Consider the following 19,870-nt stretch of genomic DNA (forward strand, 5'->3'; position numbering starts at 1 on the left):
TATGGAATTATTGACAGCTAAAGATCTGTCACTCCAAAATGAAGGTTACTTTGCATTTAAGCATGTAACCTTTTCTTTGTATCAAAACGAGATCGCCTATATTTTAGGTGACAATGGCAGTGGCAAAACACAATTTTTGGATACTTTGGCCAGTTTAAAATCTCCTGACAGTGGCAAACTAGAAATTGCTCCTAAGGCTAGATTTGGATATTTACCACAAATTGATTCAGAGATAATCACTAAATCAGTCAAAAAGTATTTACGTGATGTGCAAAGATTAAGTGGTGATTTGGCCGTTAGGGATTCACAACTAAAAGAATTGATCACTTACATGGGGATGACACCATATTTGGATCGCTCGGTACGTCAGCTTTCTTTGGGCTTGAAACAGCGTGTAGGGTTCTTAGCAGCGGTTGTCGGTCACCCAAACATACTGTTGTTAGACGAGCCGTTTTCATTTCAAAATAGTGAAATAATCACTAATATGCTGGATATTATCAAAGATCTGCGTGATAACAATTCGGGAATCGTGATTGCTAGTACAGTTCAAGATGACAGTGTTGTTAACTATTTTGATAGTAACTATCTTCTAAAAGATAATAAATTGACTAAGGTCACCGATCGAAATATGTCAGTTCACTACATGCTTATCTTTACGGTTACGTCAAAAACGATGGCATTACCGAGTGATATCAGCCGTTATTTATCCGTGAATATTGATAACTTAATTGAATTAAAGGTACCAATGAAAATCAAAGATTCTATCATCAAAGAGATGTTGGAATTGAACTATAATTTTGAGGGGGCACGAGTCCTTGAAAATTAAATTTTTAGCTGATAATTTTTTTAAAATGATTTTTCGAGATTATCTGTATATGTCATTACTATTTATGTTGGGTATTGTGGAATTTACAATGTATTCCAAATTAGCACTAAGCAATATTCAACAAGTGATAATTTTGATTATTGTGACGTTTTTGATTGGATTAATCTCAGGATTGAACTTTTTTAAGAATGATCAGTTGTATAATCGGTATGTAAAGCAAAAGGTCAGTAATTATTGGCTATATATTTCCACTCAAGCAATTGTTTTATTGTTGATGGATCTATTAACAGCATTATTGGCATTTGCCGGTACTAAAAATTGGATATTAATCATATTATTTACAACATCGGGTTTTGTTGGCACAGCGATAGCAATGATTTTGAAACCGCGTTTTGAAAAACATTCTATTGTAGGGCAAATAGGAATTTTGATCCTGTTATATTTATCTTTGGCCGACAGTTCCAGTGGACTGCTTTATTATGTAAACTGGATTTTGCCACCGATATCTAAAATGATAGTAACCTTGCAAGATGGCCATTCGATACAAGCATTGCTACCGATTGCTGGACAACAATTTGTCTACGGGATGATTCTATTTGCTATTAGTGGTGTCTTTTATCAAAAAAAATTTGAAAAATGAGATAAAAGTATTGCTATTTACCGTCTATTTCTGCTTTAATTGCCTGATGAACAAGGAGGCCTATAATGAGCAATATTTATTTACGTCGTGCAAAACAAGACGATTTGCCAAAAGTTATAGAAATTATTAAAGGCGCTAAAAAGACCTTACGTGATCGTGGTGTCGACCAATGGCAACGCGGTTATCCTAATGAAGAAATCTTAAAGCAAGATCTTGAAGAGGGTATTAACTATGTTTTATTGTTGGACGGTGAAGTTGTGGGAACAGCTGCTCTTCAACAAGGCTACGACAAAAACTATCAAGAAATAACTAATGGTAAATGGGACGGAGACTCAGATGTAACCTATTCGATCATTCATCGAATTGCCGTTGAACCTGGTCATCAAGGTCAACACCTGTCTGCCGCTTTGATCCAACAACTTATGACAATGTCGTATTATCTTGGTTATCAAGATGTCAGAATTGATACACATCCAGAAAACTTAGTTATGCAGCATGTTATCAAAGCTAACGGATTTATTGAAAAGGGTATTATTACTATGGATGAAGATAAAGGTGACCGAAAAGCCTATCAGATCCTACTAAAATAACAGTTAAATCAGACCTAAGATAAGCCATCGTGATAGATGGTTTTTTTGATTCTTTTCACTAAAAAAATGTTAGTATGAGAAGTATTAGGAGAACAAAACATTGAATATTAAAAATTTTGCGAAAAAGGTTTTGCGCCCAAGACCATCTGAATTTATCTCTACACAAACTGATAATTTTCTCAGAAAATTGAAACCTAGACCTTTTTCAGTTGATTATATAAATAATGTTTTTAAAAATAATGTTAAACCACATATAACTGATAATACGATGACAATCTCGGTTCTAACTGATACTCATGCTAAAGCAATCGCCAGTGCATCTTACTATGGTATCAACGGTGTGCGCCATATTATTGAGAGTAATGCGGTCAGTGATGAAACCGGTATTGATCTGAATGTTCATCTAGGCGATATGATCGATGGCAGTGATAAGCCGGAAATTAGTCGTGGCTTGTTACGATTTGCTGTGGAGAATTATCAAAATAGTAAATCGCCGTTTTTTATTGTCGAAGGTAATCACGATGAAAATGACAAGTATGATGAGCACCGTTTCGTCAGCTCTGCTTCGTTCAGACGTGATGATTACGATAGTTTGGTAACTAGTTTTGATTTTGATCAATCTCAAATTTTTAGACTCAATCCGGTTTCTAAAGTAGGCTGGTTCGATAAAGGCGATATTCGAGTTATTTTTTTGAATACTAGTGATATTCCTTATATTTTGAATAATGGTTCTAAAAAATATGACTTTAAAAAAGTACGTGGTGTAAGAGAACAGCAGTTAGAAGATTTGATAACTGTTTTGGAAAATACGGTCGATAAACACGTTGTGGTGATGGGACATGCCAATATTATTAGTCCTAGCGGCAGAAGTGCTTTGAATTTCAATGGCGACCTGATTCAGCAGCTTTTTGTTGCGTTCAATAATAAGGAACGTGGGCAAGTGAAAAACGAACTCACGGGTGATTTTGGTGTTAATTTGAGATATAACTTCTCATCAACAGGGATCTCCAAGGTTACAACCTATATTTGCGGACATATGCATTATGAAAAATACTATAAAGTTGCTGGAATTAATCATATAATATTAAATTGTTCTGCTTTAATGGGGAAGAAGCATGGATTAACAACGGATTATAATAAGAAATGGGATCGACGTTACAATGAAATATCTGAATTAGCTGGATATTTTGTTAATATCGACCCAGATAAATTGCGACTACAAATATTTGGTTACGGAGCAGCAACTAGATATGTAAGTTTTGAAATATAGGAGAAATAAATATGTGTGGAATTGTCGGATTCGTAGATAAGAATATTGCTGAGAAAAAGCCAGTGATCGAATCTATGATGGATGCAATTAAGCATCGCGGTCCTAACAGTTCAGGTGAACTGGTTCACGGCAACGTTGCACTAGGCTTTCGTCGCTTGAGTATTATTGATATCAAGAGCGGTATGCAGCCAATCTATAATGAAGATAAGAATAAAGCTATTATTTTTAATGGTGAGATCTATAACTATCAGATTCTTAGAGAACAGCTAAAAAAAGCCGGTCATAAGTTTAAGACGAATACAGATACAGAAGTGCTATTGCACGGCTTTGAAGAGTGGGGCATCGTTGAGCTACTCAAAAAGATCCGCGGGATGTTTGCTTTTGTTATCTATGATTTAGAAACAGGCGATATAACAGGTGCTAGAGATTTCTTTGGTATCAAACCGCTGTACTATTATAATCGCCAAGGAACTTTCATTTTTGGTTCCGAGATCAAATCGTTTTTGAAACAGCCCAACTTTAAAAAGGAGCTGAATAAATCGGCTCTGAAACCTTATTTAACTTTCCAATACTCGGCTTTAAATGAAACATTTTTTAAAAATGTTTTCCGGATTCCTGAAGGTCATTATTTTACCTATAAGGGTGGAAAATTGAGTATCAAGAAATACTGGGATATGCATTTTAAAGAAAATCAATTGAGCTTTGAAGATACTGTTAAAAAAATTGACGATTCATTACATGACTCTGTAAAAGCACACTCGATCAGTGATGTTCCAGTCGGTTCATTGCTATCGAGCGGAGTCGACTCTAGTTATATAACGGCGATCCTAAAACCTGAACATACTTATTCGATCGATTTCGATACGAATACTTATGAAGAAGGCAGTACAGCTAAAGATTTGGCCGACCGTTTAGGATTGAAGAATACACGTGGGATCGTGACAAAAGATGAAGCCATTAAAGCTATGCCTTTGATCCAGTATTATATGGATGAACCAGACGCTAATCCTTCATGCGTACCACTATACTTTTTGACGAAACTGGCTAGTAAAGATGTCACTGTTATTCTTTCTGGTGAAGGTGCTGACGAGTTATTTGCCGGCTATTCCAATTATGGTGATCATTCTAAATCTAAAGTTATTCGTGCATTTGCTGAAGATCTGAAGAAGTTGCCTAAAGGCGTACGCTACAAATTAGCACATGGCTTAGAGAAATTGCCTAATTTCCCCGGACGTCTGCACTTATATGAATCTACAGCCAAGGCTGAAGAATTCTTTATCGGTGAAGCTAAAGTCTTTGATGAAGATGAAGCTGCTGATATCGTCCAACCAGATTTTGAAAAAGCTCGTTCAGTAAAAGATATTGTGATGAGAAGCTATCGTAAAGTCGCTAATTTTGACGATGAAGTAAAGAAAATGCAGTATCTAGATCTGCATCAGTTTATGTCCAACGATATTCTATTAAAGGCCGATCGTATGAGTATGGCTAATTCAATGGAATTACGTGTACCATTTTTGGATAAGGAAGTCGCTGAAGTTGCTGCCGGAATTCCGACAAAATATCTTTTGAATAAGAAAGATAGCAAGTATGCATTAAGGGTTGCTTCCCAACGTGCTTTGCCAAAAGAATGGGCCAAACGTAAGAAACTAGGATTTCCAGTGCCTATCCGTGATTGGATACATTCAGAAGAAGTCTATCAACAATTCAAAGAATTATTCAGCGAAGACTTTGCTGGTGAGTTCTTTGATCAAGATAAAATCATAGAAATGCTAGATGGATTTTATAATAAGAAGAATGATGACCGTCGTAAAATTTGGACGATTTATACTTTCTTAATTTGGTACAAGGTGTTCTTTATCAATGACGGTAAAAAACCCAATGTTGATCCAAAAGTTAAAATCGTCAGCTAAAAATGAAAGCGTCCTTATTAATGAGGACGCTTTTAATGTTTGCTATAAGAATATTTAGAAAATGATAATTAAATGGCGTAATATCGAAGTATTGTTTGAATATGTTATAATTTTGTTTGAAATGTGTGTAAAATTTTAAATATGAACTCATAAAAGTAAGAGGTTGATCCTTATCGAAACTAAATCAGGAAAGAAATTCACTCCGATTATTTTGGGTAGTGATATGAATGTTTATGGTATGGCACGTGCTTTCCATGAAGTTTATGGTGGAGCAGTGCAAGCCTATGCGGCTGCGCAATTAGCGCCTACTCGATTTACTAAAATTGTTAATTTAACTATTAATCCAGGTTTCTCTGAAGATCCAGTATTTATCGAAAAAATGCGTGAAATTGCCAAAGTGTATGCAGATCATGAAGAACCAGTTATCTTGATTGCTTGTGGTGACGGCTACGCAGAACTTATCAGTAAGCATAAAGAAGAGTTGTCAAAAACTTTTGTCTGTCCATATGTTGATTATGATAAGTTGAAGACATTGAACAATAAGGAAAGTTTCTATCAGATTGCTGATAAACATAACCTTCCACATCCAAAAACAAAAATCATCACTAAAAAAATGTATCAGGAAAAATTCGACATGGATGTACCATTCGACTATCCGGTAGCTTTGAAACCAGCTAATAGTGTGGAATGGCTGGATATTCACTTTGAGGGACGTAAGAAGGCCTTCACAGTTCATTCAGATGATGAGTTTAATGATACTGTTGCTAAGATTTATGACAATGGCTACACATCTGACTTGATCCTACAAGACTTCATCCCTGGGGATGATTCCAACATGCGTGTGTTAAATGCTTATGTTGACCACAATCACCATGTTAAAATGATGTGTCTGGGACATCCGCTTTTGGAAGATCCAACGCCACAGTCTATTGGTAATTATGTAGCCATCGTTCCTGAATTTAATCAAGACGTTTATGACCAAGTTCAAAAATTCCTTGAGGACATTGAATTTACTGGGTTTGCTAACTTTGATATGAAGTATGATTCACGTGACCAGACCTTCAAGTTCTTTGAGATTAATTTAAGACAAGGAAGAAGTAGTTTCTTTGTTACCTTGAACGGTTATAATTTAGCTAAATACTTAGTCGACGATTATGTTGAAGGAAGCTTAGAAAATGAGCCTACAGTTTATGCCAATAAGAACAAGGCTCAACATAAACTTTGGTTAGGTGTTCCGATCAAGGTATTCAGAAAGTATGCTACTGACAATGATGCCAGTCGTTATGCTGAAGAGCTTATAAAACAAGAACGTACCGGTACGACGGTCTTTTATGACAAAGATAAGTCATTTAAGCGTTGGTTGTTACTAACATATATGTTCCATAATTATGTCAAACGCTTTGATACATACTTTGAAGTAAATAAAGGCCGAGATTTCGAAAAATAGGAGGCTCAATTTAAATGGATGAAGTACGTGATTATAAAGTTAAAAAAATTGAATATGAAAAGATTCTGATTTGTGTAGATTCCGATGATTTCGCATCATCCAAGAATGCTTTTAATTATGCTTGTTCATTAGCCAAACATTACAATGCCGAATTAGGGATCGTTTCCGTTCTGGAAATTGGTGATTTGAATATTTTCCAATCACTAGACCCCGGTATTTTATCCGAACGTCGTAATCAGATTAAAGAATTACTTGAAACATATGGCAAGAAGGCTGAAACTTTTGGCGTGAAGAATGTCCACTTGATGGTTACCGAAGGTAGTCCTGGTCAATCGATCGTTGAAAAAGTTATTCCTAAGTTTACTCCGGATCTTGTTATTGTTGGGGTCGAGGAAAAGAACCGTTATCGTAATACCATCGGTTCACAAGCCGCTAAGATCGTTAATAATGCTCGTGTTTCAGTTAGTGTTATTAGATAGAGCGTAAAAATCAACGGTTAGAACTCGAGCATTACTTAGCTTAATGATTGTGCCAGCGTAGATGGTGCGATTATTAGGCGTAGTAAGCACAGAGTTCTGTTGATTTTTTCGCGTTTTGGAATATGGCCGCAGAAGACTTCGAGTAATTCCACCTGTTGCGGGACCGTTTCTTCAGCAAAGGTCTGAAGACTCGATTTTGAGCTTTTCTTTCGCAAATCTCAGAATCGTCCATGGTGTAAGAACGGTAAATTCTCCGTTCTAACGCCATTTTCGCAACTGGTTCCATTACTCGAAGTCTTCTGCTATGTTTCTGAGACTATTTAGATAGTGGAATAGAATTGAAAATAATGAATTTGTTGGGATATCTTAATGGGTATCCTTTTTTTTGATTCTAATCCAATTTCAGAAAATATAGCTTATATAAAGCGGAGGGTGAAAGAAATTTGCCAGCACTCAAAGTGGAGTTAGAATGATGAACTTTCATTCTTACTCCACAGATGATTTTGAGATTTGTGTAAGCAAAGCTCAAAATCAAGGCTCAAGACCTTGGCTTGAGCCGGTCTGAGTGCAGGTAAATTTCCTTTCACCCGTAGCCCCTCGGCTCATAATTTTTCTAATGAAAATAAAATAGTGATATAGTAGTTATAAAATCGCATGGTGGTGTATATATGTTTACTAGTAAGATTATTGGTGGGTCTGGCGACATGATCGACGCTAAACCGACTGATTATAAAGAAAATTTGTACTTGGCTGTTAATGGTGCTTGGCAAGAGAAAGCCGAAATACCATCAGACAAACCAAGAACTGGTGGATTCATGGATCTCGACGAGGGTGTTGAGAAGTCATTAATGAAAGACTTTCATGAATTTGCTAATGATGAGGATAAAACAGATAATGACTTGTTATTACAGGCCGTTAAATTATATCGTTTAACGAATAATGTTGAACATTTGAATAAGTTCCATCATCAACCGATCCTAAAGGATATCCAAAGGATCACTGATTTAAACAATGTTAAAGAACTCAGTGAACACTTGGCTGACTTTTCAAGAGATGGATTTTCATTACCGATCGATATTGATGTTGATGCAGATATGAAAGATACTTCTAAAAATGTTGTTTACGTTGGTGGAGCAGGCTTGATCCTTCCTGATAAGACTTATTATGATGAAAAGAATGAATCAGGTAAGAAGCTTTTAGCTAAATTTGCTGAAGTAGCAACGCGCCTACTTTCAATGATTGGTTATGATCTTGATGAAGCCAAGAAAATTGTTGAAAAGGCTCTATCCTTTGATAAGTCATTAGTTCCTATCGTTAAGAGTTCTGAAGAATGGGCTGACTATACTAAAATTTACAATCCAATGGACTTTTCAGAATATGTTGAAAAGTCAGATAATCTTGATTTGAAACAACAAGTTGAGGATTTGATCAACGATACTCCTGCTAAAGTTATTATTACTGAACCACGTTATTTAGATAATCTGAATAAATTAGTTAATGATGATACTTTTGATGATCTTAAGGCTTGGATGTTAGTTGATTATTTGACTGGAAATGCTTCTAACTTGGATGAAGAATTCCGTCAAACAATTGGTGAGTATAACCTTGCTTTGAGTGGTGCTAAAGAATTACAAAACAGAACTAAATATGCTTACCATAAAGCTGCTGGTATTTTTAGCCAAGTAGTCGGTGTTTATTATGGTAATAAGTATTTTGGTGAAGCTGCTAAAAATGATGTTGCTAATATGATCAAGAAAATGATTGCCATTTATGAACAACGTATCAGTGACAATACTTGGTTAAGTAAAGCTACAAAGCAAAAGGCTATCGTTAAGTTGGATAAGATCGAAGTTAAAGTCGGATATCCAGACAAAATCGACGATGTTTATAAGAAAATCAGTATTAATGAAAATGAGTCATTGTATGAAAATATTATTGCAATTAGAAAGATTTTTAGACAAAATTCATTGGATCAATTCAACAAGCCGGTTGATCGTAAGAAATGGCTGATGCCAGGACATATGGTCAATGCTTGTTATGATCCTTCAAGAAATGACATCACTTTCCCAGCTGCTATTTTGCAAGCTCCATTCTATAGTTTGGAACAATTGAGCAGTGAGAACTACGGTGGTATCGGAGCTGTTATTGCGCATGAAATTTCTCATGCCTTTGATAATAATGGCGCTCAATTTGATGAATATGGAAATATGAATAACTGGTGGACTGAAGAAGATTACAAGAAGTTCCAAGAACTTACTCAAAAGGTGATCGATCAGTTTGACGGGATTCCATATGCTGGTAGTAAAGTTAATGGTAAGTTGGTTGTCAGCGAAAATGTTGCTGATGATGGTGGCCTTCGTTGTGCTTTGGAAGCTGCTAAATCAGAGGAAGATTATGACGCCAAGAAGTTCTTCATTAACTGGGCTAGAGTTTGGAGATTAAAGGCTACAAAGCAATTTAATGAGTTGTTGCTTTCTACTGATGTTCACGCACCGGGTCCATTACGTGCTAATGTTCAAGCACAAAATATGGATGAGTTCTATGATGCATTTGGTATCACATCTGATGATGGTATGTGGTTGGAACCTTCTAAGAGGGTAACAATCTGGTAAATCTACCTGATTAAGAGTTTAAAATGTGTAACTGTAATTTTATAAGTCCTAAGTATATGAGACATTGTATGCTTAAGGACTTTTTTGTTTGAATTCGCCGAAAATTTCGAGTAATTCCACCTGTTGCAGGATCGCCTTCAGCCAAGGTCTGAAGGCTCGATTTTGAGCTCTGCTTGCGCAAATCTCAGAATCGTCCATGGTGTAAGAACGGAAGTTCACCGTTCTAACGCCATTTTCGCAACTGGTTCCATTACTCGAAATTTTCAGCTAGTTTTATAGTAAGCAAAAAAAATAGGTAAATGATCATCATTCATAACTGAACGGTAATCATTTGCCTAAGGTAAGAATCATTAATTATCTTTTGACCATAATCTTCTTGCGGTTAAGTAAAGCTCGTAGTCGTCACAGAATGAGTTAACGTCCTCTGTTCGACTAGGTCTTATCGCGATGTCATCTTCATCCCAATCATCATCTTCATCTGAAGTCTGATAATAGTGAAACGTACTTGACGCATCATCCGTATCATGTGTTTCTTCTTCAAAACATTTTGGACATATTAATAATGCAATTGTTCCATCGTCGGTGAAACATGTTACTGAAGAGTATGAGCCAATGTATGCCATTGTCTTTCCGCAATTCGCACAATTCATAATATCGCCGGGTCGGTGATTTAATGGTTTTATAATCCAAAAAGGATGTTCATTTTTGATTTCAGTATATGTCTTCATTATTTATCCTCATAATGGGTATTTTTCTAAAGGCTACTATTCATGATTTCCTCAATTTATATTAAATTCGTGAATAGATAATTAAAGATACCATCGTGGATAAGATATGACAATGATGTAGACGAATTGCCAAAATAGGTTGGTTTAATTTTCTGAAAAAAATTAATAAAAGGTCATAATTTTCAAAATAAAATTATCTTGACTAAACTTATCTGTCATGAGAAAATCTAACTCCTGTGTTTTGAAAGGGATTAGGAGGGGATTTTATGATAGAAGAAACATTTTCGATACCTAATTGGCGTCGGAATATAAATATCTTTTTGGTGGGACAATTTTTTTCGGGTATCACTAGTATGGTGGTTCAATATTCGATCATCTGGTATTTAACCAAACAGACTGGATCAGCTACTATTCTTAGTTTTGCTACTTTGCTGGGAATGTTACCGATGGTTTTATTGAGTCCATTGATAGGGCCGTTTGTTGATCGAACTAATAAGAAGGTTTTGTTAATTGTTCCAGATATAGTTGCAGCTGTGATCGCAATTATTTTGGCGGTAGTGGGAATTGTTAACAAGGATTTTCCGTTGTGGTTGATTTTTGTATCGTTGTTGATGCGTTCTATCGCGCAAACTTTTCAGATGCCGACGATTCAGTCGATCATACCAACAATGGTGCCAAGCAAAGAACTTACGAAAATGAATGGTCAATTGGGGATGATCCAATCGGCTAATATGATTATTGCACCAGCTTTAGGAGCGTTTTTATTCTCAATTATTCCAATAACCATGCTGATTTTATTGGATGTTGTTGGCGCAGTGATTGGTGTCACGGTGATTCTATTTGTCAAAATCCCTGAACACCCGGTTTTTGATGAGAAGATTAAGCTTTTATCTGATATGAAATTTGGATTAAATCAGTTGAGAGATAATAAGGGACTTTGGTACATTACCTTGATGGGGATGGTATTTACGCTCTTATTCATGCCAGCCGCCAGTTTGTATCCATTAATGACAATGTCTTATTTTAAAGGTACAGTTGCACAAGCGGGAATTATTGAAATGATTTATTCGATAGGGATGCTTGCTGGAGGTGCTGTGATTGGATTCATGGGAAATTGGTCGGATCGAATGAAACCAATTTTGATGTCTATGTTGGTCATGGGGATCGGATTTGGTGTGAGTGGATTTTTGCCAGGTAATCAAAAAGGATTTATGTGGTTTGCCATTTTGAATGCGGTAGCCGGAATTGCGACACCATTTTTCAATACTTTACTGATGGCCATGATCCAACAGAGTTATCCACCTGAAAACCTTGGTCGTGTTTTAGGTATTTTGAATTCATTAATGAGTATTGCAGGACCAGTTGGTCTGATATTTGCCGGTCCATTAGCTGATAAAATCGGTGTAAATAGTTTATTCGTAATTGGCGGAGTGGGAACTTTAGCCTGTGGGTTATTTGCATTCTTAGTGCCTGCCGTGAGAAATATTGATGTTTTACTTCAAGAGAAAATTAAATCTGAATTAAAAGCAAAAGATTAAAAAATGCTATAATAAATATAATATTTTAAAAGGTTGCGACGATGGTCCAGCCTTTTTTTGTTAAGTCAGGTGGAAAATATGGCATATATTGAAGTGAAGCATGAGTATAAACGATATCAAATGGGCGAAACTGAGATTATCGCCAATAATGATTTATCTTTTGAAGTTGAAAAGGGTAAATTGACAGTAATACTGGGGCCTAGTGGTGCTGGTAAATCGACTGTTTTAAATATTCTGGGTGGCATGGATTCACCTAGTGATGGGGAAATTATTATTGATGGAACAGATATTGGCAAATTCTCGGAGCGCCAATTAACTGAATATCGTCGAAATGATGTCGGATTCGTCTTTCAATTTTATAATTTGATCCCTAATCTAACAACGAAAGAAAACGTTGAACTGGCTTCAGCGATTGTTTCTGATGCGCTTGACCCGATCGAAGTTTTAGATCAAGTCGGTTTAAATGATCGAATCGATAATTTTCCTTCACAACTTTCAGGTGGAGAACAGCAACGTGTCGCTATTGCCAGAGCTTTAGCTAAGAATCCCAAATTGTTATTGTGTGATGAACCAACTGGGGCACTCGACTACGAAACAGGTAAACAAGTGCTGACTTTGTTACAAGATGCCAGCCATAAGGCTAATAAAACGGTTATCATTATTACTCACAATTCTGCTTTGGCCAGTATGGCTGATCGAATTATCAGGATCAATGATGCTAAAGTTCGATCGGTTGAAGATAATCAAAATCCCATACCTGTTCAAGATATAGAATGGTAGGTGAGTAATTTGAAACCTTTAACTAAAAACATGTGGCGTGATATTGGCAAATCTAAAGGACGTTTCATCGCCATTATTTTGATAATTATGCTGGGAGTTTTAATCTTTGTTGGAGTAAAAGCTGCTGGTCCTAGTTTGAATGATTCGTTGAATAAAACAGTTACCGAAAATAAATTGTCCGATATTCAGGTGACCTCAACGACTGGGTTTACCAAAAAAGATCTTAAACTAGCGTCTATCAAAGGTGCTAAAGCAGAGACTGTTAAGTATAAACAGGTTGTTGGTGGTAAAGGTTTAGCGGTCGCTTTGTATGGTTACGATAAGGATTCTAAACAGAATTCACTGATTATTAGAAGTGGACGGTTACCTAAAAAGAATAATGAAATTATTTTGGATCAAGTTGCCAAAACTAAATACGGTTATAAAATAGGTCAAAGATTTAATTTTGATGCAGATGCAAATTTGAAAAAGCGTTCTTATAAAATTGTTGGTTTTGCTAGTTCGCCACAATATATCGACAATGAATCTCGAGGTTCCAGCAATGTAGGTGATGGAACTGTGAGAATGTTTGCCTATATTCCTGAACAACAGATGAATTTGAAAGTTGCTACACAGCTTAATATTCGTTTTAAAAGTTTACAATCTAAAAATACTTTCAGTGACGGTTATAAAAATGCCGTCGATTCAAAAGTAACAATGTTAAAAAGCAGATTTAAATCTCGAGCTGATACTCGAAGTATTGAACTTTATAACAGTGCTAAAACAAAGATCGACGCAAACAAGGCTCGATTAGCAATGGCACAAGCTGCAGGTATGAATGTCAGTGCTCAAACTAAGAAATTAGATTCGAGTTTAAAGAACTTGAAACAGCAAACTAGGACAACTTATATGTGGCAGACTAGAGAAGACTTACCAGGATTCTCGGCCTATGGAGAGAGTTCTGACCGAATCGCCGCGATTGCTAACGTCTTCCCAGTTTTCTTTTTCTTGATCGCAGCTTTGATAACTTTCACAACGGTTACAAGAATGATCGAAGAAGCACGTGGACAAATCGGAACGTTTAAGGCTTTGGGATACACTAAGTGGGAAATTGCCAAAAACTATTTCTATTATGCTTTGACTGCAGGACTTATCGGAACAGTTTTAGGTGCGGTTATTGGAAATGAAAGTTTGCCAAGAATTGTCCTAGCATTGTACAAACAATATATTCCTTTAACGTGGGATGTTAAATTTCAATGGACAATTTCATTACTGACCCTAATATTTTCTTTAATAGCAACCGTTGGTGCAGCCATGATCGTGGTCCGTCGAGAGCTATCAGAAGGGCCAGCCGAATTAATGCGTCCTAAATCACCAAAATCCGCTAAAAAAATTCTTTTGGAGCGGATCAAACCATTTTGGAATAAGTTAAGTTTCAATCGTAAAGTCAGCTATCGAAACCTATTCAGATTTAAATCCAGAATGTTTATGACTATTATCGGTATCGCCGGTGGAACAGCTTTAATCTTGACTGGATTTGGAATTCAAAATTCAATTGGTGCTAGTGGTAATCGTCAATATGGAGAAATTTTTGATTATCAGGCCGTAGTTAGAACTGATAATATTTCTAAAACAAGAAAAGTTTTAAATAAAAATTCTCAGTATCAAAATAGTGCTGCCATTCATGCTACGACTGGAAAGGTTTATCATTCTGGGACACAAGTTAATGATGTGAATTTCTATACTCCGGAGAATAAAAATTTCTCTAAATATATTCATTTGAATGACTCAAAGACTAATAAGAAGATTGAATTAAAGAATGATCAAGTTGTTTTGACTAAAAAAATGGCTTCTATTCTAAACGTCAAAGCCGGTGATAGAGTCAAAATTAAGACTACTGGAAAAACGCATGAGATCAAAGTTTCCGCAATAACTCAGAATTTTGTCGGTCACTTTATGTATTTGAACCGGGCAACCTATCGATCAATTTTTGAGAAGAATCCACAATCAAATACGCTACTGTTACATTTGAAAAAACAAACATCGAATCAAAGGAATAGTTTAGCCAATGCATTGTTGAAGGATGGTGGAGCACTAGGAACCAGTTATACTTATGATCAGCAATCAACTATTTCCAAAATGACTTCATCACTTGATCCTATCGTATTGATATTCATTCTTTTATCGGGAATATTGTCGTTTGTTGTGTTATACAATTTAACTAATATCAACGTTTCAGAAAGAATTCGGGAATTATCTACTATTAAGGTTCTGGGGTTCTACGATAAAGAAGTTACCATGTATATCGTGCGTGAAAATATCGTTTTGACGGTAATGGGAATTATCGTTGGTTATGGTGTCGGAAATATTCTGACAGCATACATCTTAAATCAGGCCTCAACGGCACTGGTAATTTTCCCATTAACCATTCATTTGACAGGTTATTTGGTAGCAACGATTTTAATGATTGTCTTTACAGTAATTGTTATGTTGATAACACATCGTAAGTTGCAACATATCGATATGATCGGAGCATTGAAGGCTTCGGAATAATTTCCGCCTAGTTCGGTTGTAAATATGCAATATACGTTTTATCAATAGGAAAGTCTTTGATATTGATGAGTGGCGTTTATTTATAATCAGTATTAAACTTAAAGCTAACTTTAATATAAGAGGCAACAATTATGGATACTAAAACAGAAAAGAAATATCGGATCGGTGACTTTGCTGAAGTTACTGGATTGAGTAGTCCTACTTTGAGATATTACGAAAAAGAAGGATTGATCAAACCTCATCGCACGGAAAATGGTTTGCGCTACTACACGGATCAGGATACTGATTGGATTAAATTTTTACTTCATTTGAAGAGTACTGGCATGACGATCGAGCAATTGAAGCAATATGTTGATTGGCGTGCTGAAGGGGATTCTACAATAGATAAGCGAGTAGCTCTCTTAGAAGATGTTCGTAGTAATTTCGAGAAGGAATTCGACAACCTGCAAAAAAGCTGGACTATTTTAAATGATAAGTTGGACTGGTATAAAGGCAAGGTCAACGGACATATTGAGGATAGCGAAAGCTTTGCAGCATATTTAAAACGTTTGAATCACGAAGAATAGAGTGTGACAAAACATGGTCAGCTTTCGAGCATTAAGGCAAACAAGACTAGTAATCCGATTTTGGATTGCTAGTCTTGTTTGTTTTAAGCGGAAAAAGTTATGTTCTGTTGCACGTTTATGATGCATATTTAAGAGAAGAATATTTAAGTCACAGCGACTTTTTATTCTCAGTCCTGGAGACAATTCAATTTATTATTAAAATAATTTAAAATAAACCCTTGCCTTAAAGTTAACTTTAAGGTGTTTAATAAATCTCGTAATCAATTAGACAAAAAAAGGAAGTTTATAAATAATGGCTAAATTTGAAGAATTAAAAGATAATGGTGTTTTTCCAGTTGGGGATAAGAATGATGCTTATGCTAAATATTTCATTGGACAAAGTTATCTAAAGGAGCTTGTTCCTTCAGACGATAATATCGATGTAAGTGTCGGTAACGTCACATTTGAGCCGGGATGCCGTAATGACTGGCACATTCACCATAATGGCTTCCAAATTCTTTTGGTAACTGGTGGCGAAGGCTGGTATCAAGAAGAAGGTAAACCTGCTCAATTATTGAAACAAGGTGACGTGGTAGCTATTCATGAAGGAGTTAAGCATTGGCACGGAGCTACTAAAGACAGTTGGTTCAGTCATGTTGCTATCACAAAAGGTACATCTGAATGGTTAGAAAAAGTTACCGATGAAGATTATGCCAAATTAGGTAAATAAGGAGAATTTTAAATGTCAGTTAAAAATAAGGTAGTAGTAATTACAGGAGCGTCATCTGGTATTGGTGAAGCTACAGCTAAACTTTTAGCAAGTAATGGTGCTAAAGTCGTTCTTGGTGCTCGTCGTGAAGAAAAATTGAATAATATTGTTAAGGAAATCGAAGCTAATGGTGGCGAGGCCGCTTACCAAGTTACCGATGTTCGTGATGCAAAAGAAGTTCAATCATTAGTACAATTGGCTAAAGATAAATTTGGTACTTTGGATGTTATTTTTAATAATGCTGGTATCATGCCAAGTTCCCCAATCAGTGCCTTACATACCGATGAATGGAACGATATGATCGATATTAATATTAAAGGTGTTTTGAACGGTGTTGCTGCAGTAATGCCTGATTTCATTTCACAAAAACACGGTCATATTATTACAACATCATCAGTAGCTGGAATTAAGAGTTTTCCAGGTTCAGGTGTTTATGGAGCAACTAAGTTTGCCGTAAGAAATTTGATGGAAGTTATCAGAATGGAAAGTGCTCAAGAAGACACAAATATTAGAACTTCGACCCTTTATCCAGCAGCTATTAATACAGAATTGTTAAATACAATTACGGATGAAGATGCCAAAAAAGGTATGGATGCTTTGTATGATCAAGTTGGTATTGCTCCGATTTCAATTGCTAGAGTTGTTAATTTTGCAATAGATCAACCAGAAGAAGTTAATGTAAATGAATTTACGATCTATCCTACTAAACAAGCTTAATTAGTAATTTGTTATTTTTATATATTATTAAACAATATTTGTCTTTGAATTAAGATGCTATACTGAAGTTGCAATTAAAAAGGTTGTCATAGATACACCAAAGGTCTTAGCGGGCACAACCGCTAAGACCTTTTTTACTTACTAATAAGTGGTGAGTTAGAAAAAATATGTCTATTTCTTTTTTCGGTTATCTAACCAATAACTGAATAGAGCAATCAGACACCCTGCTATTAGCTGGGTTAAAAAGGTCGCCATAAATTTGATTTTCCTAACTGCCACGTACTAAATGTGTGACAATATAAAATACGAGAATTAAGTAAGATAGACTTCATTTAGTTATTAAATAATTAATTGTAAGCTAGTAGATAAAAGAATATTTAGATTTGCTTTAAGATGCTATAATGAATCTGCAATTAAAAAAGCTATCATTCATAGAAACACCAAAGGCCTTAGCGGTTGCGTCCGCTAAGACCTTTTTTACTTGCTAAGAAGTGGTGAGTTAGAAGAAAGTATGTTTATTTCTTTTTTCGGTTATCTAACCAGTAACTGAATAAAGCAATCAGACACCCAGCAATAATCTGAGTAAAAAAAGCTATCATTCATCAGTCCTCCTAACTATCACATAGAAAAAGAGTGACTATATAAAATACGTTAAATGACCGCTATTAATTTATATCCTTTTTTCAAAAACCAATAATTGCACCAAATAATTACGGTAATGAAGAAAATCATTAGGATAACTGATATAGGATCAAGATTCACATTTGTCTTTAATGATAAGCCATTTAATCCGGCCATGAAGTCTGCCAAGGCATGGGATATCATCGAGAAAATAATATTTCTGGTTATCAGATAAGAAATGGCAAAAATAGATCCAAGACCAAGGGCATATCCGATTTGAATCATAGTCTGAATACCGCTTTGTTGTAGGCTAAACATGTTTAATATGTGTGCTATTCCAAAAAGTATAGTACTTAAGTAAACTTGTAAGTAGATGCTTTTACTAAAGCGACCTATTAGCCAGATAGCTAGTACTCGAAAAATTGTTTCTTCAAAAATACCAGTTCCTAACGGTCTAAAAAGTAGAGTACTAAGGGATTTAAAACCAGGGAGTTGTGGTTGGGAATTCAAGGATATCGTTAAAATAAAAGTTATCAAAATTGTGTACAGACCGTATTTGAAATTACTTTGATCGAGAAATTCGACTTTCTCTTTGAATGATAGAAAAGCCAATATTCCCAAAGAGACAATAATTTCCTTAGGAATATAGAAGTCATTTATCTTTAAAATAACCTGTAAAATAAATCCAGAAGCAAGTGACAGTATGATATAGATCAGCAATAGGTAAATCAGATCGACGGCAAGATGATCTTTCTTAGCAGGTTTTAACATGATAAAAGCTCCTTGAAATTAGTACTTATATTATATGCTGAATAATTTTGATTTAGTTTTTTTTTGGCAGAATGTCAAAAGAATCAGACACAAAAAGAGTTGTAACATACTTGATAATTTCAAGTACGTTACAACTCTTTTTATTGTGGATGAACTTGGTTATGTCGTCTGACAAATAATTGTTTGGGCAGCGCCTGTAAAAAGGTGATCGCTAGGATCAATAGTGCGCCGGTTATTTCAGCTGGACCGATATGTGTACTCAAGAGAGTAACTGAAAGAATCGTAGCTGTTAATGGCTCAAAGGCACTCAGCATACCGGTAGTCGTTGCGGTTAAATAATTTAAACTTTGCAGATAGAACAAGTAAGAAAACATTGTTCCGCCGGTGATGATGAAAATAATAGCGATCCAAGATGTCATATTTAAACTCGGAACTTGGTTAAGATGTGCGACTGGCGCAAAGACGATGCCACCAAGCAGCATTGACCATCCAGTCACTATGCGAGCGTCAAATTTTTTTAACAGTTCTCTGGGCAAAAGTGTATAGGAAGCTTGACTCAAACCAGACCCAACTCCCCACAAAACTGCTAATGGCGATAATGCCAATTGGTTCATGTGACCATGTGTCACTAATAGATAAGTTCCGAATAATGCTAGTATGATCGATATTATGTCGATTCTTCGTGGCAGGTGCATTTGACGAAGTGACAAATATAAGATGATGAACAGTGGTCCTAAGAACTGCAGGACGGTTGCAGTTGGCGCATTGCCATATTTTATCGCCATGAAGTATGTATATTGTGCAGGTAACATTCCCAAAAGACCAAAACATAGTAGTTGAAAAATATAACGTGGTCGTCTTAGTATTTCAAAAATTTCCGATTTCATAGTAATTCCACACCAGATAATTAGTAATGCTCCGGCAACGATCAGCCTTAATCCGACAAGCCATTGAGTTGGTATGCGTTGTGAGTTAAATAAGAATTGTGCCACACTACCAGATATTCCCCACAAGAATGGACCGGCGATGGCATAGAAGAATCCCCTTTGTTTATTAGACATTTTATATCCCCCAGATAATAAAATAAATGTTACC

Annotated in this window: 19 protein-coding genes; 14 read left to right on the forward strand and 5 right to left on the reverse strand. The window is 35.8% G+C overall.

The annotated features are described in order from the left end of the window. Position 1 precedes the first annotated feature (1 nt). The 8 genes from EKM60_RS03365 to EKM60_RS03400 all read left to right on the forward strand — a co-directional run bounded on the left by EKM60_RS03365 (position 2) and on the right by EKM60_RS03400 (position 9,774). A complete protein-coding gene (locus tag EKM60_RS03365) occupies positions 2-826 on the forward strand; it encodes an ATP-binding cassette domain-containing protein (protein ID WP_125712445.1) in 825 nt (274 codons plus the stop codon). Then, a complete protein-coding gene (locus EKM60_RS03370; RefSeq protein WP_125712447.1) occupies positions 816-1,466 on the forward strand; it encodes a hypothetical protein in 651 nt (216 codons plus the stop codon). The genes EKM60_RS03365 and EKM60_RS03370 overlap by 11 nt, the downstream gene beginning before the upstream one ends. Before the next feature lie 65 nt (positions 1,467-1,531). Further along, entirely contained in the window at positions 1,532-2,056 is a 525-nt protein-coding gene (locus EKM60_RS03375; protein ID WP_125712449.1) for a GNAT family N-acetyltransferase, read from the forward strand. Positions 2,057-2,156: 100 nt separating this feature from the next. After that, complete coding sequence (locus EKM60_RS03380) at positions 2,157-3,326, forward strand: metallophosphoesterase family protein (RefSeq protein ID WP_125712451.1); 1,170 nt, start codon at positions 2,157-2,159, stop codon at positions 3,324-3,326. Positions 3,327-3,337: 11 nt separating this feature from the next. After that, complete coding sequence (gene asnB / locus EKM60_RS03385) at positions 3,338-5,236, forward strand: asparagine synthase (glutamine-hydrolyzing) (protein ID WP_125712453.1); 1,899 nt, start codon at positions 3,338-3,340, stop codon at positions 5,234-5,236. Positions 5,237-5,459: 223 nt separating this feature from the next. Continuing rightward, positions 5,460-6,683, forward strand: coding sequence for a carboxylate--amine ligase (locus EKM60_RS03390; protein ID WP_125712517.1), 1,224 nt, complete (start codon positions 5,460-5,462; stop codon positions 6,681-6,683). Positions 6,684-6,697: 14 nt separating this feature from the next. Then, positions 6,698-7,162, forward strand: coding sequence for a universal stress protein (locus EKM60_RS03395; RefSeq protein ID WP_125712455.1), 465 nt, complete (start codon positions 6,698-6,700; stop codon positions 7,160-7,162). Between the two features lie 668 nt (positions 7,163-7,830). Continuing rightward, positions 7,831-9,774: a M13 family metallopeptidase gene (locus tag EKM60_RS03400; protein ID WP_125712457.1), complete on the forward strand. Its 1,944-nt coding sequence runs from the start codon at positions 7,831-7,833 to the stop codon at positions 9,772-9,774. Between the two features lie 350 nt (positions 9,775-10,124). Here the strand turns inward: EKM60_RS03400 and EKM60_RS03405 are convergent, their stop codons facing one another. Continuing rightward, the gene (locus EKM60_RS03405; protein ID WP_125712459.1) at positions 10,125-10,397 is read right to left on the reverse strand and encodes a hypothetical protein; all 273 of its coding nucleotides are present in this window, start codon (positions 10,395-10,397) and stop codon (positions 10,125-10,127) included. A 371-nt stretch (positions 10,398-10,768) separates the two neighbouring features. Between EKM60_RS03405 and EKM60_RS03410 the strand changes: the two genes are divergently transcribed. The 6 genes from EKM60_RS03410 to EKM60_RS03435 all read left to right on the forward strand — a co-directional run bounded on the left by EKM60_RS03410 (position 10,769) and on the right by EKM60_RS03435 (position 17,383). Beyond that, complete coding sequence (locus EKM60_RS03410; protein ID WP_125712461.1) at positions 10,769-12,040, forward strand: MFS transporter; 1,272 nt, start codon at positions 10,769-10,771, stop codon at positions 12,038-12,040. A gap of 78 nt (positions 12,041-12,118) precedes the next feature. Then, positions 12,119-12,820 (forward strand): ABC transporter ATP-binding protein, encoded by a 702-nt coding sequence (locus EKM60_RS03415; RefSeq protein WP_125712463.1) that lies wholly within the window; start codon positions 12,119-12,121, stop codon positions 12,818-12,820. A 9-nt stretch (positions 12,821-12,829) separates the two neighbouring features. Beyond that, positions 12,830-15,352 (forward strand): ABC transporter permease, encoded by a 2,523-nt coding sequence (locus EKM60_RS03420; RefSeq protein WP_125712465.1) that lies wholly within the window; start codon positions 12,830-12,832, stop codon positions 15,350-15,352. A 131-nt stretch (positions 15,353-15,483) separates the two neighbouring features. Then, positions 15,484-15,918, forward strand: coding sequence for a MerR family transcriptional regulator (locus EKM60_RS03425; protein ID WP_125712467.1), 435 nt, complete (start codon positions 15,484-15,486; stop codon positions 15,916-15,918). Between the two features lie 292 nt (positions 15,919-16,210). After that, positions 16,211-16,627, forward strand: a complete 417-nt coding sequence (locus tag EKM60_RS03430) for a cupin domain-containing protein (protein WP_125712469.1) — start codon at positions 16,211-16,213, stop codon at positions 16,625-16,627. A 12-nt stretch (positions 16,628-16,639) separates the two neighbouring features. After that, complete coding sequence (locus tag EKM60_RS03435) at positions 16,640-17,383, forward strand: SDR family oxidoreductase (RefSeq protein WP_125712471.1); 744 nt, start codon at positions 16,640-16,642, stop codon at positions 17,381-17,383. A 171-nt stretch (positions 17,384-17,554) separates the two neighbouring features. Here the strand turns inward: EKM60_RS03435 and EKM60_RS03440 are convergent, their stop codons facing one another. The 4 genes from EKM60_RS03440 to EKM60_RS03455 all read right to left on the reverse strand — a co-directional run bounded on the left by EKM60_RS03440 (position 17,555) and on the right by EKM60_RS03455 (position 19,836). Then, positions 17,555-17,638, reverse strand: a complete 84-nt coding sequence (locus tag EKM60_RS03440) for a type I toxin-antitoxin system Fst family toxin (protein ID WP_125712519.1) — start codon at positions 17,636-17,638, stop codon at positions 17,555-17,557. 260 nt (positions 17,639-17,898) lie between these two features. Further along, entirely contained in the window at positions 17,899-17,982 is an 84-nt protein-coding gene (locus tag EKM60_RS11360; protein ID WP_125712521.1) for a type I toxin-antitoxin system Fst family toxin, read from the reverse strand. 52 nt (positions 17,983-18,034) lie between these two features. Further along, positions 18,035-18,775: a CPBP family intramembrane glutamic endopeptidase gene (locus EKM60_RS03450; RefSeq protein ID WP_125712473.1), complete on the reverse strand. Its 741-nt coding sequence runs from the start codon at positions 18,773-18,775 to the stop codon at positions 18,035-18,037. A gap of 140 nt (positions 18,776-18,915) precedes the next feature. After that, the gene (locus EKM60_RS03455; RefSeq protein WP_125712475.1) at positions 18,916-19,836 is read right to left on the reverse strand and encodes a DMT family transporter; all 921 of its coding nucleotides are present in this window, start codon (positions 19,834-19,836) and stop codon (positions 18,916-18,918) included. Positions 19,837-19,870: the final 34 nt, after the last annotated feature.

This window comes from Companilactobacillus kedongensis, assembly GCF_003946625.1.
Taxonomy (GTDB): Bacteria; Bacillota; Bacilli; order Lactobacillales; family Lactobacillaceae; genus Companilactobacillus; species Companilactobacillus kedongensis.